The following is a 13614-nucleotide window of genomic DNA, read 5'->3' on the forward strand; positions in this document are numbered from 1 at the left end:
TTGTCCTGTCCTCACCGTCGTCGCCGGAGCCTGCCGGGTGTGTTCCTGGTCAGGGCGGTGTGCCCGGCTCCTTTGTGGGCGAGCTGCTGTGCGGCTCGTGGGGCGACGACGCCACCGGCGCTGTGCGGCATCTCGTCCGCGACCGGTGGCCGCTGCTCCTCGCCGCCGTGGCCGCACTCGTCGCCGTACGGGTCGGGTGGACGCTGTGGCGGCGGCGCGTCTGGCGGCGGCACGCCGCCGGAGCCCGGTGGCTGCAGATCACCCCACCGGTGACCGCCACCCCGGCCGCGACGATCGGCCTGTGGCGGCTGCTCGCCACCGCGTTGCCCGCGCCGCGCCGGTGGGCGCTGCGCCCGGCCCGGCTCGTCTGGGAGGTCGCCGCCGACCCGGACGGGATGCGGTGCGGGCTGTGGCTGCCACCAGGGGTCAACCCGACCGCCGTCGTGCGGCTGCTGCAACGCGGCTGGCCCGGCGTCCGCGCCGAACAGACCACCCCACCGGCCGTCCAGACGACCGGGGCCGTGGCCGCCCTCGCGGTCTGGCCCACCCAGCCCGAATGGCTGCCCCTGGTCGAAGACGCGTCCCCACCAGCGCGCCGAGGCGTGGACGCGGGCGCCCCCGAGGAGGACCGGCTACGGGCCGTCTACGGCGGCCTCGCCTCGGCCGGACGCACCGGCGGCGCGCTCCTGCAAGTCCACCTCGGCCGGGCACCGGCCCACCGCCTGCGGCTGCTCCGCCGCGCGATGACCAACCCGCAGCGTGCCCGCCGAGCCCGGGGCACCGCCCGCGCCGCGAATCTGCTCGCCGATGGGCTACGAGCGCTGCTCATCGGCGTCCTGGACATCTTCACCCCCGGCGGCTCGTCGAGCACGAGGCGTCGCCCCAGCCCGACCGACCCGTACACCGCCGAGCTGGCCCGGCAGGCGCGGGCGAAGTACGCCGACGCGCCGCACCTGCTCGTCGCCGTTTACGCCGTCGCCGCCGGCCCGACCAAGCCGGCCGCCGTCGCCGCCGCCGCCGATGTCAGCTCGGGGTTCGGGCTGCTCTCGGCGCACTTCACCCGCCGCCGGCTACGGCATGGGGCGGTCGCGGCGGCTGACCGGTGGGTGCCCGAGGCCCGGATGAGCCTCGTCTCCGTCGCGGAAGCCGCCGCCTTCGCGGGGCTGCCCGCCGAGCCGGCCGCCTACGGCCTGCCCGGTGCGGCGTCGCGGCGTCGGGCCGCCACCCGCGAGGTCTTCCGCGCTACCCCGGCCCCGCGCCGCCGGCCGTCCACCGACCCGCCGGCCGAGCCCGAGGGACACGACGATCCGCCGACCGTTTGGAGTACCCCTTGAACAAGATCGAAGCCAAGGCTGCCGGGTCGAACACCGGCACCGAGGAGCGCAGGCTCAACCTGGTGCCTTTGGCCGATCGGCACGGTTCGGGCGGCAAGGTGATCGGCGTCGCCAACGCCGGTGCGCCGATGCGGGTCGGGATCTCGCTGGCCGACTGCCGGTACCACGTCCACGCGCTCGGGCCGACCGGCACGGGCAAGACGACCCTGCTGATGCGGATGATCCTGGACGACGTCGAGGCCGGGCGCGGCGTGGCCGCGTTCGACCCGGCCAAAGGCGACTTGATTCGAGACCTGCTGGCCCGGCTACCGAAGTCGTGTGGTGACCGGCTCGTCCTCATCGACCCGGACGAGCGGGCCGCGCCCCCGGCGATCAACCTGCTCGACCCGAGTGTGCACGGTGGCAGCGCGCACGACGTGGCCGCGAACCTCACGGCGGTGATGGCGAAGGTGTGGTCGCGCTGGTGGGGGCACCGTACCGCCGACATCTGCTATCACGGACTGCTCACCCTCGCCCACATCGAGGGCGCCACCCTCGCCCAGCTACCGCGGCTGCTGTCGGACTCCGCGTGGAGGACCGCCCGGGTCAACGCCGTCACCAGCAGGTTGAACGCCTGGGAGGGCAACACCCTCGGCGAGTTCTGGGAAGGGTTCAACGAGCTGCCCGCCGCGCAGCGCTCCGGCCTCGTCGCCCCGCTGCTGTCCCGGCTGCGTCTCGTGCTGGCGCACCCGATGGCGAGCAGCCTGTTCGGGGTGCCGGCCACCACGTTCTCCTTCGCTGACATCCTCGACGGCGGCATCATGCTCGCGCGGCTACCCAAGGGTGTCATCGGCGAAGACGGCACCCGCCTGGTCGGCTCGCTGCTCCTCGCGGGGCTCTGGCAGGCCACCACCGCCCGCGCCCGGATTCCCGAGGACGAGCGCCCGGACGCAATGATCGTCCTGGACGAGTGCCACAACTTCCTGCACCTGCCGATCGGGATCGATGACGCTCTCGCCGAGGCCCGCGGTCTGCACACCTCGTTCGTCCTCGCCCATCAGTACCTCGGCCAACTGTCCGGGGACATGGTGGAGGCGATCGACGCCAACGCCCGCAACAAGGTGTACTTCGCCCTCGCTCCTCGCGATGCCATCGATCAGGCCCGGCACCTGCGGCCGTACCTCGATGACGGGGACCTGATCCGCCTCGGCGGCTACGAAGTCGTCCTGCGGCCGGTCGCCGGTGGCCGCGTGGTGCCACCGGTCACCGCCGACACCGAGCCCCCGTCACCTCCTCTGCCGGGCCGAGCCGGCGAGCTGCGCCGCGCCGCCCGTGACCACACCGGCCTCGCCGCCGAGGAACGTCGCCGGCTGCTCGGCGAGACCGCGACCGCTACCGCCCCGGCCGAGCGGTCGACACCCGTCGAGGGTGCAGTGGTGGAACTGGTGGGCCGCAACACCTTCGCTGTTCAGGGCGAGGGGTCTAACGAGACCTCTAACGAGCGGTCCAACGAGGAACGCAACGACCACGAACAGCCGGGTGAACACGCCCCCTTGAACACGTCATACGCGCACGTGGACGGCGGTGAGGAGGACCCGTGGACCGGAACCGACTGATAAGAGATATCCCTCCTACCAACACATCTGCCAAGGGCAGCTTCCGCCTCACGGCGTCCGTCGTGGCTGCCGAACTCGGTCGGCTCACCCCCCGAGACCGGCTCCTCCTGGACCTGCTCGACCAGCACCGGACGTTCACCACCGACCAGCTTGTCGACCTGGCCTTCGGGTCCGTCGGTCGTGCCCGCAACCGGCTCAACACCTTGCACGATCGAGACATCCTCGACCGGTTCCGTCACTACCAGCGGCCCGGTTCGCAATCCTGGCGGTGGACGCTAGGCCCGGTCGGCGCGGCCCTGCTCGCGGCCGGACGAGACGAGGCGTTGCCCCGCCCGGCCGTCGTACGCGACGCTACGGCGCGTCTGGCCATGTCCCCGATGCTGGCGCACCTGGTGACCGTGAACGGGTTCTTCGTCGCGCTCACCGCGCACGCGCGTACGCATCCCGGCGCGCGGTTGGTGCGCTGGTGGAACGAGGCACGGTGCCGGGACGCGTGCGGGAACCTGGTACGCCCGGACGGGCATGGCGTGTGGGCCGATGGCGGGCGGGCGGTGCCGTTCTGGTTGGAGGCTGACCTCGGTACCGAAACGTTGGGGCGGGTGGTGGGCAAGCTGACCGGCTACGCCGCCCTACCGCCCCGGCGGGCGTTTCCGGTGCTGTTCTGGCTACCCACTACCGCCCGTGAGGCCAACCTGCACGCCCACTTGCGCCGGGCCGGGGTGCCGGACGGGGTGACCGTGGTGACCGCCGCCGCCGACCACGCCGCCGCGTCCGGCGGCCCGGCGGGGCCGGTGTGGCGCATCGTGGGGCACCCCGACCGGGTGAGCCTGGCCGGGCTACCCGCCCCGACCGGCGACGGTGGCACGCCGTGGGACGGGTAGTCGGGTGGGTCGCGTCCGGGGTCGCCGTGGTGTTGCTGCTGATCATCGCCGCTACCGCCGGGGTCGTCTCATCGGTGTTCGGAGGGGGCGGGGGCGGCGGTAGTTGCGTCGGGGCGGTCACCGTGCCGGGTGCGACCCCGGCGGGGTTGACGGCGGAACAGGCCCGTAACGCCGGGGTGATCGTGGCCGTGGGTGAGCGGTTGCGGGTACCGGTGCGCGGGTGGGTGATCGCGGTTGCCACGGCGTTGCAAGAATCGTCATTGATCAATCATGGTGACCTAGGCCCGGACAACGATCATGATTCGTTGGGGCTGTTCCAACAGCGACCGTCGCAAGGGTGGGGCACCCCGGAACAGATCATGAGCCCCGACTACGCCGCCGGGAAGTTCTACGAGGCGCTGTTGCGGGTGCCGGGGTGGGAACGGCTACCGCTCACCGACGCGGCGCAACGGGTGCAACGGTCGGCGTACCCGGACGCGTACGCCAAACACGAGACGCGGGCAACCGAGATCGTTGCGGCGTACACCGGCGGGACGCTGCCCGTCTGCGACGACGCCCCGGTTAGTGCCGCCGGGTGGACGCGCCCGGTGGCGGGCACGGCGGGTTCCGGGTTCCGCACCGGTGAGCGGCCCGGACATGACGGCGTTGACATCATGGCCGGGAAGGGCACCGTCATCCGTGCCGCGTCCGGGGGCGTCGTGGTGCGGGTGCGGTGCAACGTCGGAGGCGACTCATGGGAACCCACCGGCGGGCCGATGCCGTGCGACCGTGACGGCTACCCCGGCCTCGGCGGGTGCGGCTGGTACGCGGAAGTCCGGCACGCGGGGGACATCGTTTCGCGGTACTGCCACATGGTGCGGCAACCCATTGTGCGGGTAGGGCAAACCGTGATCGCGGGACAGCCGATCGGCAACGTGGGAAGTTCCGGAAACTCGTCCGGCCCCCATTTGCACTACGAGATCCACGAAGGCTATCCCGCCACCGAGAACAATGCCGTTGACCCGGTTCCTTTCATGCGTCAAAAAGGCGTGGCCCTGTAATTCATGAAGTGATTTTTCGCACATTCTAAGAAGGCCCCTTGGGTTGCCGTGAGCGCCGCGCGTCCGGTCCGCCGGGCGCGCGGCGTAGTCGTTTCGACCCGGAAACCGCGACCCCGTAAGACGGTGTGAGCGGCCCCCACACCGCCCACCCTATGCAGCCACTAGGGAGCCGCGCCGAACGTGGCGCAGCGTCGGACATGGGGCCGTCAAATGGCGTTTCGGGCGGCGGTAGCGGTTCCTGAATCGAGAACGGAAGCGGCGCGGCGCGGTTCCCGTAAAGAGTCTTGCGCAACGGGGTTGACAATCACCGGGCATCGAGCGTCCATGGACGTGGGCAACAAAAACCGCCCCGGCGGAACCGCAAACAATGCGCACCATGCGCACGCGGAATCGCTATTGCCGACCCCTATTGCACGGAGGTTTATTCGCCATGTCCACCAACGCCAACGCCGCGCCGACCACCACCGCCGCCACCGTCGCCCGGACCCTCGCCAACCACCCCGACGGCATCACCGTCCGTGACCTCGCGGCCGAGGCCGGGGTGGGTCAGTCCACCGCCTCCAAGGCCCTCGCCGCGATGGAGGCCGGTGGTACCGCCACCCGCACCCCCGGCCCGACCAACGGCAACCGCAAGAGCGCCGACATCTGGCACCCCGCCACCACCGACGCGACCGACGAGCCGACTCCGGCCGACGACGCCACCGACGCGACCGATGAGGCGATCCCCGGCGACGACGCGACCGACGAGGCGACCCGGGGCGACGACGCCACCGACGCGACCCCGGACGCCACCGACGAGGCGACCCCCGCCGACGACGCGAACGGGGGCGGCGGGGCGGACGAGTCCGCGCTACCGGAGGCCCCCGTGTCCGGTGCGCCGGTGTCGGGGGTGCCGGTCGCCCCGCGTCAGCCTGACCTGAAGGTGTTGATCATGGCGGGTGTGTTGGGCGGGCACCCGGACGGCATCACCGCCGACAACGCGATCAACGAGAGCGGTCTGTCGATCGTCATGGGCGACACGATCCTCGCCGCGATGGAGGTTGCCGGGGCCGCGCGTCGCCTGCCGGTTGACGACGACGGTAACGAGTTGTGGGTCATCGGCGACGGGGACCTCGCCACGGTTGACCCGGCCAACGCCCCGACGCACACCACGTGCCCGACGTGCGGTCACACCCGCAAGATCCGCCGCCCCTCGGCCCGGCGCACCACCGGCACCGGCCGCACGACCGGCGAGATCAACAGTGACGGATCGGTGAAGCTGGCTAAGAACGAGTTGCGGCACCGGGTCGAGGCGTTCATGCGCGACCTCGGCACCGGCCACGACGTGACCCCCGGCACCGTCGCCCGTGAGATCGGCGGACGGAGCCCCGGTGCGGTCCGCAACGCCATGGAAAAGCTCGCCGGGGCCGGTGTGCTGATCCTGACCCGCGAGGCCCCGGAAACGTACGCCCTCGCGGACAACCCGCCCGCCCCGACCGCCGAGGTTCGCGCGTTCCTGGCCCCGCCGCAGACCGACGACACCACCGCCGACGAGGCCGGCACCGACGAGGCCGGCACCGACGAGGCCGCCGCCGCGCCGGTAGCGGCCTGACCGACCGCCCCGCCGGGGCCGGGCACCACGCCCGGCCCCGGCACCCGCACGCCCACCCACAAGCGCACGGAAGGAACGGACATGACCACCCCCCACGGCCACCCCGACCACGGCCACCCCGACCACGGCCACCCCGACCACGACCACGCCGCCCACGGCCCGACGTTCGCGCCGGGGTCGCTGCGCTGCTCCGAATGCGGGGAACCGGCCCGGCCAGTACCGCCGCGTGACTGGCCCCTCAACGGATTCACCCCGCGTCCGGCCGCGTCCCACCACGACGGCACCCCGCTATGCCCGGTGCCCGGTCCGAACGGCTCACAACCGGCCGAACCGATCGGCGCTCCGGCACGCCTGACCATGTGGCAGGCCGTACGGCAATCGTGGCTGATTCATCCTGATTGGACCGTCGCCGATCACCTCGCATGGCTCGATGGCGAGGGCTACGACACCGACGACATGACCGGCGACCCGGCCGAGGTGGTCGGCCGGTGGCTGGCCGAACACCGCCGTACCGCCCCGGTGGCCTCGTCCACCAATGACCCCCGCGTCTACATGGTTGCCGGGGGCGACATGGTGGCCGTGTTCGACTCGGCGGAAGAGGCCGACATCATGGCCGTGACGATGACCGCCGCAAATCTCGAACCGGTCACCCTGCCCCTGACCGAGGCGCAATGGGAACAGGCGCACGCTGTGTTGCGGTCACAGCAACCGCACATCACCGTGACCGATGCCCGGTCCGGCCGTGCGGCCGGTGCGTCGTGACCGGCCCATCGGACACCGGCCCGGCCACCGACCGGCCCGACATCCCGCCCTCGCTGGCCGCGCGTCCCCACGACGCGCGGCGCGGCCTACCCATCCCGCCGGTCAACATCCACCCCAACCCGACCGGCGACGGGTCACACGTGGACTTCACCACGATCAACACCACCACCTCGACCCGCCTCGCCATCGAGCGCCGGTGCTCGCTGTGCGGTGAGCCGATGGGGTATTGGGTGGCGTTCCTCGGTGGGCCTCGGGCCGCTGAGTTGATGCGCTACGCGGACCCGCCGGGGCACCCGGAGTGCATGACTGCCGCACTGTCGTTGTGCCCGCATCTGGCGCTCGGGCGGCACCGCCGCGCCCGTGCCGACCGTCCGGGGGCGGGCATCATCCCGCCGGGGTCGCACGGCGAGAAACCCGACCGGTACCTGTTGGGCATCACGCGCGACTACCGGACCCGGTTCATTCCCGAACACGGGTTCACCGTCTACCTACCGGCCCCGTTCAAAACCGTCCGCGCGTACCTGTACGGCCCGGACGGTCGGCTGCGCCCGGCCACCGATACCAGGTAGGCCCCGCCCAGCGGCGGGCGTCAGATTCGCCGCAGAAACCTCGATCGACTCGAACCGATCGTCTTGATCGACCGGTGGAGGTAGGAAACATTGTTTGTGACGGCGCGGCCGGGGGTCGCAACCCCCGGCCCGCCGCCCGCCAAAACACAAGCTGGAAGGGGTGCCACCGTGGCACACGAACTGGAAACCCTCGCGAACGGCCAGACCGCCTTCGCCTCCGCCCGACTGTCCGCCTGGCACCAGCTCGGCACCGTCGCCGAGGCGTGCATGACCGCGCAGGAGGTCATGAGCAAGGCGTGGCTCGGCGGCTGGGAGGTCCGCAAGATCGCCATCCAGGGCATCGAGATCACCGAGCGGGGCGTGACGAAGGTCGACTGCCCCGACAAGTACATGACGGTGCGGACCAACCCGGTCACGGGCGTGACCGAGTACCTCGGCGTGGTCGGCGAGGACTACAGCGTGGTCCAGAACGAGCAGGTTGCCGAGACCCTCAACCTCCTGGTCGACCAGTCCGGCGCGCACTTCGAGACCGCCGGCTCGATGCGCAAGGGCCGGTCGGTCTTCGTGACCATGAAGCTGCCCACGGCAATGCAGATCGCCGGGGTGGACGACATGGATCTCTATCTCGCCGCCACCACCTCCCACGACGGCACCGCCTCGTTGCGCCTCGACGCGACCCCGGTGCGGATCGTGTGCGCGAACACGCAGGCCCTCGCGTATCGGCGGTCGGTCAGTTCCTACACGTTCCGGCACACCTCGAACGTCACCAGCAAGATCGCCGAGGCGCGGCAGGCCCTCGGTCTGATGTGGAAGGCGTTCCGCGACTTCGAGACCGAAGCCGAAAAAATGATCAACGAGTCGCTGACCATGGGCGAGTTCGAGAAGATCATCGCGCAGGTATGGCCCCTCGCCGACGACGCCTCCGACACGGCGAAGAACAACGCCAAACAGCGTACGAACACGTTGCGGTACCTGATCCGCGACGCCGACACGCAGAAGGCGATCAAGGGCACCCGGTGGGCCGGCTACCAGGCCATCACCGAGTACGTCGACCACTTCGCCCCCGCCAAGACCGACCTCGCTCGGGCCACGCGGGCGCTGACCGGTACCGGAGCGGACCTCAAGGCCCGCGCGTTCGAGCTGCTGGCGGTCTGAGGTGGGCTGGCGTTGGTTCCGGGGTCGTAGGAAGACCTCGACCGGCTCGGGTACCGGTGCGCACTCCGCCACCGGTACCGCGAAAGTCCGGACGGAGCCCGTCGTGGCGTCACCGCCCACCCCGGCGCCCACCGCCGAGGCAATGCTCGCCCTGGTCAACCAGGTGTGCGCCAACTTCGCGCGGGCCGAAGTCGCCCGCGCGATGGCCGAACACTCCACCAGCAGGGCCGAGTACGACAACTCGGTCGCCCGCGCCGGACAGTGGGACGCACTCGTCAACGAGCAGTGGCGGGCACTGGCCAAGGCCCTGCGTGTGGGCCTGCCCGGCGGGGCGCAGATCGAGCGCTTCCAACCGGTCCGGCCACTGCCTGACGGCCACGTCGAGCTGCACCTGCACGACCCCTCGGCCCGCCGCCTCGTCGTGCTGCTCACCGGCGAGCAAGCCCTCGCCGTGGGCGCGCACCTGACCGCCACCGGGGCGGTCGTGCTCGACCGAATCGGTCAGCTCACCTCCGGGCTTCCGCACGTGAAGGCCGCACCGCCGTTCGCCCCCAACGGCACCGGTCGGCACCCGGCGAACCCGCCCGATGCCGCCGGACCGCCCGCCGACCGTCCCTGACCGCCGCGACGTGCCGCGCGGCCACGGTCCGACCCCGGCCGCGCGGCACACCCGGCGACGCCTCTCTGACTCACCACGGAGTATCCGCATGAATCCAGAACGACTGTTCGACCTCGCGGCCGAGTTCGCCCACGCGACCGGCAACGCCGAACGCTTCCACGCCCGCGCCGCCTCCGCCACGGGCGACGACCACACCACACACACGAGGAAGGCGTCGGAGTGGGAGGCCATCGCCGCCCGCCGACGCGAGCACCTGCGCGCCGCGCTGCGCGAGGCACTGCGCGGGACCGTCACGGCCGTACCGGACAACGAGCTGCCCGTCGCCACCTGGCAGCGAGGCCGCGTCGAGATCCGCGCCACCACCACCGACGGCACCCGCGCCGTTCGCGTGCGATACACCCCGGCCCAGGCCCTCGCCGCCGGAGCCGCCCTCATCGCCTGCGCCGCCATCACCGACGAGCAGGCCGGCGGCACCCTCACCAGCATCCTCGGCGTCTTCCCACCCAACCCGGCCACCGGCGACGAGCCGGCCAGCGGCGCAGGGACGCCGGCATGACGACCTCGGAGAACACCGATGGCATCGGCGACGGGCAACACACCCTCGGCGGCCCGCAGCTCGCGGGCGCGCTCGCCGCGCTCGGCCTGGTCGACCCCGTGTGCGCCGAGGTGCTGACCCTGCTCAACCTGCGCGTTTACCCCGGCGACGCCACCGCTGGGGATCGCACCGCGTACGTGGTGCTCGACGTGCACGGGGTCTCCATCGGCGTCAAACGCCGCGCCGCCGACCTCTACCTGCACGCCGACACCACCGAGACCGACGACCGCCTCATCGCCTTCGAGATCAACGGCGGCGGCGAGACCGACCGCCCCACCCGCTAGCCCCTCACTCTGATGAACGGAGTACCGATGTACCGATCCATGGAGGTCGGCAACACCGCCCGAGTGATCACGCCGTCCGACGCCACCGAGTACCGCCTCGGCACAGTCACCGACGTTGCTTACTCCACCCCGCACACCACCTACGCCCTCCGCTACACCCTGCGATTCCCCAACGGCACCGAGCGCACCTACCCGGCCGATCACGTCGTCTGGTGCACCCGCGCCGACGACCGCGCCGCTCTGGAGGCCGCGCTCACCAAGGCGGCCGTGGCTCTGCGCGACGCCTGCCGTATCGCCCACGACTTCGACGCCGACCTCAGCAGCGGAACGGCGAGCCTGCTGCGGCGGCTGGTCGACCTCGCCCGCCTGCGCCTCGGGCTGACCCTTGACCCCGCCGATCCCGCCTGGCCGCACACCGCTACCGAGGACGGAGGTGACCAGTGATGCCACCGCGTTTTCCGCACCCGGAGGAATTCGCCCGTCCGCCCGAGGCAGCAGCGCTCGACACGAGTATGGCGCTGGGCCAGGAGCCGATCTACTGCCGCCGCTGCCGTCGAGGGCTCAACATCCGCTTCAACGACCTCGGCCTCATCGTCGGGTACCTCCACGCGGCCGAGCAACGCGGCCAGCAAAGCGACCACCGTCCCGAGCCCGCATCCATCACCGAGATCCCCGATCCGATCATCGAGTGTGACTTCTGCTCCGCGCCCGAGGCCGCCTGGATCTACCAATGCGCGAACCAGGTCACCGACTCGCGCCGGATCACCGGGCAAGTGGTGTCCGTCAACGACTACCGATCCCGGCACCATGCGGCGCGCGTGCGCCGTACCGACACCGAGCACGCCCTCACGCAGGCGTGGGGCGAACGGTGGACGTCCTGTCAGGGGTGCGCCGACCTCATCGAGGCCCGCGACCTGTACGGGCTGATCCGCCGCGTGACCGACGCGATGCCCGCGAAACTCACCCGAGGCAAACGCCTGATGCGGACCCGGGGTGAGCTGCACGAAAGGTTCTCCGCAGTGTTCGACACCCTCGTACCCAGCCGAGGCCAGATCACCCCCGGCCACCCGCTCGGCATCTGGCCCGACACCGAGGCAGGGGCACCATGACCGCCACCTCCCGGCACGAGCGGCCCGCCTTCACCCACGCCAAGGCCCGCCGCCGCCTCGGCCCGGTGTGCGGGGCCGACGACGGGCCGCTGACCCGTATCACCGAGGACCCGCACCTCGTGAACTGCCCGGACTGCGAAGGACTGGCCGAGATCGACGCGCTCCCGGACGACGCGACAGCCGGCGACCCCCGCGTGATCGAGTTGCTGCGCGAGGTGAAGAAGGGCGCGTTCCGCAAGATCGACGGGGTGGTGGTGGACGCGACCACCGCCGCCGCGATCCTGACCGTGTACGACGCACTCAAACCCGCTACCCGGGCGAAGCTCGCTGCTCTGCCACTGCACCGGATGGCGGACGTAGCGTGGCGGTTGCTGCGCCCGAAGGTGTAACCGGGCGGGTCGGTGGCCGGCGGGCACACCCGAGGGTGCGCGCAACCCCGACCGGCCACCTCGCCCACTCCGGGCCGCCTGCGGACACACGGCCGCTTCTACCCGAGCCAGGGCGTACCGCCGATCCTACGGCGAGCCGTACCCGCCTCGACGGCACGGCGCCGGCAGCGAGCCACCACCGGAGGGAGGATGGGGGCGTGGCACGACGCATGATCGGCGGACGGACCGCCCTCGACCGGGCCGGAGTTGCCGCGCACACCGGTGCGGCCTACTCCACGGTCAACCACTGGCACCGCCACCGCGCCCGGTTCGGCTTCCCCGAAGGCTTCCAGTACGACGGCTGTGAGTGGTTCTGGCTCGACGACATCGAGGCATTCCACGACGCGCACCAGGCCGCGAAACGCGCCGAGCTGACGAAGGTCGACCGCCGCGGCGACTCCGAAGACCTCATTGGCTCGGGCGCGGCGGCGAGGGTCCTCGGCTACGCGTCGTACCGCAACCTGCCCGACACCCTGTACGACCACCCTGACCGAGTTGAGGTGCTGCCGGACGGGCGGGTGCGCCGTCTGTGGTTCCGGCGCACCGTGTGGGCCGTGGCCGACGCCCGTACGGGCCGACAGTCCACCGGCCGCACCCCCGGCACGACCGGTGCCCGCAAGCCGCACCCGTACGCCGACGACCCTCGACTTCCCGCCGCCATTGCGCTCCTGGCCGAGCACGACCGCACCGGGCGTGACCGGCGCGGCCTCGGTGTCGCGCTCGCTCAGCAGCTCGGCATCACTCAACGCACCGCGCAACGACTGCTTGCCGCCGCGTACGCGGTAAGCGATACCTCTTCCGGGCAAACGGCCTGAGTACGACAGGTGCCGCCGAGTCCGTGAGCCCGGCCTCGGCGGCACCTGTCTGGCGGGCTGTTCAGTCCTCGTCGTCGTCCTCGGCAGTAGTCCGAGGCGTCGGAACCTCCATCAGGTAGCGCAGCGCGCCGTTGATGTCGGTGTCTCGGCTGTCGGCGGTGCGCTTCAGCACGTCGTACACGTCGTCAGCCACCTCGATCGTGCGAGGGCCGGGCGTTCTGTCGGTCATGTGTGGTCCCTTCTGGCAGCGTTCGGCGTGGTGCCCGTTCGGGCAACCCTGCCTATCCACGCTGACCTCGACGGTGCGATCAAGACCGCCGCTGGTCCCAGGCCAGGGCTACGACTGGTGGCTCTGTTCGAGGGTGGAGCGTCGCCGTTCGCGTTTGGTGTGTGTCACTGCGGGGCGTCGCCTCGAATGGCGGCGTCGGCGGCGTCGGCGGCGTCGGCGGCGCGGAGCAGGGCGGCGGCGAGGCCGCGAGCGTGCTCCGGGTTGAGACTTAGTTGTAGGCCGTCCTCGGCCGGAACGGTGAACTCGACGTAGGGGCGTTCCAGGTCGGCGGGATCGGTGCCGATCCAGCTCGGGGCCTTGTCCCAAAACGCGACGCGCACATGTGCCTCAACTAAGAGGCACGCCGGGTCGTAGACGTGCACGGTGGTGGCCACGCCTCGGTGCAGGAGTGCCCGGGGCGAGAAAGGGTCGGCGTCATCGTGGCGGCACTCCGTACACCAGGGCGGGCAGTGCTGCGGGTGCGGTGGGCGGGCGGCGCTGGCCGCTCGGGCAGGCTCGCTCACGTGCGGCCTCCTCGCGCGTCTGATCGTGTGCGGTGAGCTGACGAT

At 71.5% G+C, this 13614-nt stretch carries 17 protein-coding genes; 15 read left to right on the forward strand and 2 right to left on the reverse strand.

All coding sequences use genetic code 11. From position 1 onward, the window contains the following. Positions 1-74 precede the first annotated feature (74 nt). From ACIG87_RS12435 to ACIG87_RS12505, 15 genes are all read left to right on the forward strand, one after another. On the forward strand, positions 75-1334 hold the full coding sequence (locus tag ACIG87_RS12435) for a hypothetical protein (RefSeq protein ID WP_396850602.1): 1260 nt from the start codon (positions 75-77) through the stop codon (positions 1332-1334). Then, positions 1331-2929 carry a type IV secretory system conjugative DNA transfer family protein gene (locus ACIG87_RS12440; protein WP_396850603.1) on the forward strand — a complete coding sequence of 533 codons (1599 nt, stop codon included), beginning with the start codon at positions 1331-1333 and terminating at the stop codon, positions 2927-2929. Before ACIG87_RS12435 ends, ACIG87_RS12440 begins: the two co-directional genes overlap by 4 nt. Positions 2930-2991: 62 nt before the next feature. Beyond that, complete coding sequence (locus ACIG87_RS12445) at positions 2992-3810, forward strand: replication-relaxation family protein (RefSeq protein ID WP_396850604.1); 819 nt, start codon at positions 2992-2994, stop codon at positions 3808-3810. After that, positions 3798-4850, forward strand: coding sequence for a M23 family metallopeptidase (locus tag ACIG87_RS12450; RefSeq protein ID WP_396850605.1), 1053 nt, complete (start codon positions 3798-3800; stop codon positions 4848-4850). Before ACIG87_RS12445 ends, ACIG87_RS12450 begins: the two co-directional genes overlap by 13 nt. Before the next feature lie 430 nt (positions 4851-5280). Next, positions 5281-6441, forward strand: a complete 1161-nt coding sequence (locus tag ACIG87_RS12455) for a MarR family transcriptional regulator (protein ID WP_396850606.1) — start codon at positions 5281-5283, stop codon at positions 6439-6441. A gap of 297 nt (positions 6442-6738) precedes the next feature. After that, complete coding sequence (locus ACIG87_RS12460) at positions 6739-7203, forward strand: hypothetical protein (protein ID WP_396850607.1); 465 nt, start codon at positions 6739-6741, stop codon at positions 7201-7203. Further along, positions 7200-7772, forward strand: coding sequence for a hypothetical protein (locus tag ACIG87_RS12465; RefSeq protein ID WP_396850608.1), 573 nt, complete (start codon positions 7200-7202; stop codon positions 7770-7772). Before ACIG87_RS12460 ends, ACIG87_RS12465 begins: the two co-directional genes overlap by 4 nt. 168 nt (positions 7773-7940) lie before the next feature. Then, positions 7941-8927, forward strand: a complete 987-nt coding sequence (locus ACIG87_RS12470; RefSeq protein WP_396850609.1) for a DUF932 domain-containing protein — start codon at positions 7941-7943, stop codon at positions 8925-8927. Positions 8928-9030: 103 nt separating this feature from the next. Continuing rightward, the gene (locus tag ACIG87_RS12475) at positions 9031-9546 is read left to right on the forward strand and encodes a hypothetical protein (protein WP_396850610.1); all 516 of its coding nucleotides are present in this window, start codon (positions 9031-9033) and stop codon (positions 9544-9546) included. 88 nt (positions 9547-9634) lie between these two features. Beyond that, positions 9635-10102 (forward strand): hypothetical protein, encoded by a 468-nt coding sequence (locus ACIG87_RS12480; RefSeq protein ID WP_396850611.1) that lies wholly within the window; start codon positions 9635-9637, stop codon positions 10100-10102. Next, positions 10099-10425 (forward strand): hypothetical protein, encoded by a 327-nt coding sequence (locus ACIG87_RS12485; protein WP_396850612.1) that lies wholly within the window; start codon positions 10099-10101, stop codon positions 10423-10425. Before ACIG87_RS12480 ends, ACIG87_RS12485 begins: the two co-directional genes overlap by 4 nt. Positions 10426-10452: 27 nt before the next feature. Continuing rightward, complete coding sequence (locus ACIG87_RS12490; RefSeq protein WP_396850613.1) at positions 10453-10869, forward strand: hypothetical protein; 417 nt, start codon at positions 10453-10455, stop codon at positions 10867-10869. Further along, the gene (locus tag ACIG87_RS12495) at positions 10869-11534 is read left to right on the forward strand and encodes a hypothetical protein (protein WP_396850820.1); all 666 of its coding nucleotides are present in this window, start codon (positions 10869-10871) and stop codon (positions 11532-11534) included. Before ACIG87_RS12490 ends, ACIG87_RS12495 begins: the two co-directional genes overlap by 1 nt. Beyond that, positions 11531-11923: a hypothetical protein gene (locus ACIG87_RS12500; protein ID WP_396850614.1), complete on the forward strand. Its 393-nt coding sequence runs from the start codon at positions 11531-11533 to the stop codon at positions 11921-11923. Before ACIG87_RS12495 ends, ACIG87_RS12500 begins: the two co-directional genes overlap by 4 nt. Positions 11924-12132: 209 nt before the next feature. After that, positions 12133-12777, forward strand: a complete 645-nt coding sequence (locus ACIG87_RS12505; protein WP_396850821.1) for a hypothetical protein — start codon at positions 12133-12135, stop codon at positions 12775-12777. A gap of 61 nt (positions 12778-12838) precedes the next feature. On the opposite strand, the gene ACIG87_RS12510 is transcribed toward ACIG87_RS12505, so the two are convergent. Further along, complete coding sequence (locus tag ACIG87_RS12510; RefSeq protein WP_396850615.1) at positions 12839-13006, reverse strand: hypothetical protein; 168 nt, start codon at positions 13004-13006, stop codon at positions 12839-12841. Between the two features lie 164 nt (positions 13007-13170). Further along, entirely contained in the window at positions 13171-13569 is a 399-nt protein-coding gene (locus ACIG87_RS12515) for a DUF6907 domain-containing protein (RefSeq protein WP_396850616.1), read from the reverse strand. Positions 13570-13614 lie beyond the last annotated feature (45 nt).

Source organism: Micromonospora sp. NPDC051925 (assembly GCF_044548625.1).
Taxonomy (GTDB): domain Bacteria; phylum Actinomycetota; class Actinomycetes; order Mycobacteriales; family Micromonosporaceae; genus Micromonospora.

Bases quoted from the DNA above. Each gene is read 5' to 3' on its own strand.
- ACIG87_RS12510 (WP_396850615.1), bottom strand. From the start codon at position 13,006: ATGACCGACAGAACGCCCGGCCCTCGCACGATCGAGGTGGCTGACGAC.
- ACIG87_RS12455 (WP_396850606.1), top strand. From the start codon at position 5,281: ATGTCCACCAACGCCAACGCCGCGCCGACCACCACCGCCGCCACCGTC.
- ACIG87_RS12505 (WP_396850821.1), top strand. From the start codon at position 12,133: ATGATCGGCGGACGGACCGCCCTCGACCGGGCCGGAGTTGCCGCGCAC.
- ACIG87_RS12485 (WP_396850612.1), top strand. From the start codon at position 10,099: ATGACGACCTCGGAGAACACCGATGGCATCGGCGACGGGCAACACACC.
- ACIG87_RS12500 (WP_396850614.1), top strand. From the start codon at position 11,531: ATGACCGCCACCTCCCGGCACGAGCGGCCCGCCTTCACCCACGCCAAG.
- ACIG87_RS12490 (WP_396850613.1), top strand. From the start codon at position 10,453: ATGTACCGATCCATGGAGGTCGGCAACACCGCCCGAGTGATCACGCCG.
- ACIG87_RS12495 (WP_396850820.1), top strand. From the start codon at position 10,869: ATGCCACCGCGTTTTCCGCACCCGGAGGAATTCGCCCGTCCGCCCGAG.
- ACIG87_RS12480 (WP_396850611.1), top strand. From the start codon at position 9,635: ATGAATCCAGAACGACTGTTCGACCTCGCGGCCGAGTTCGCCCACGCG.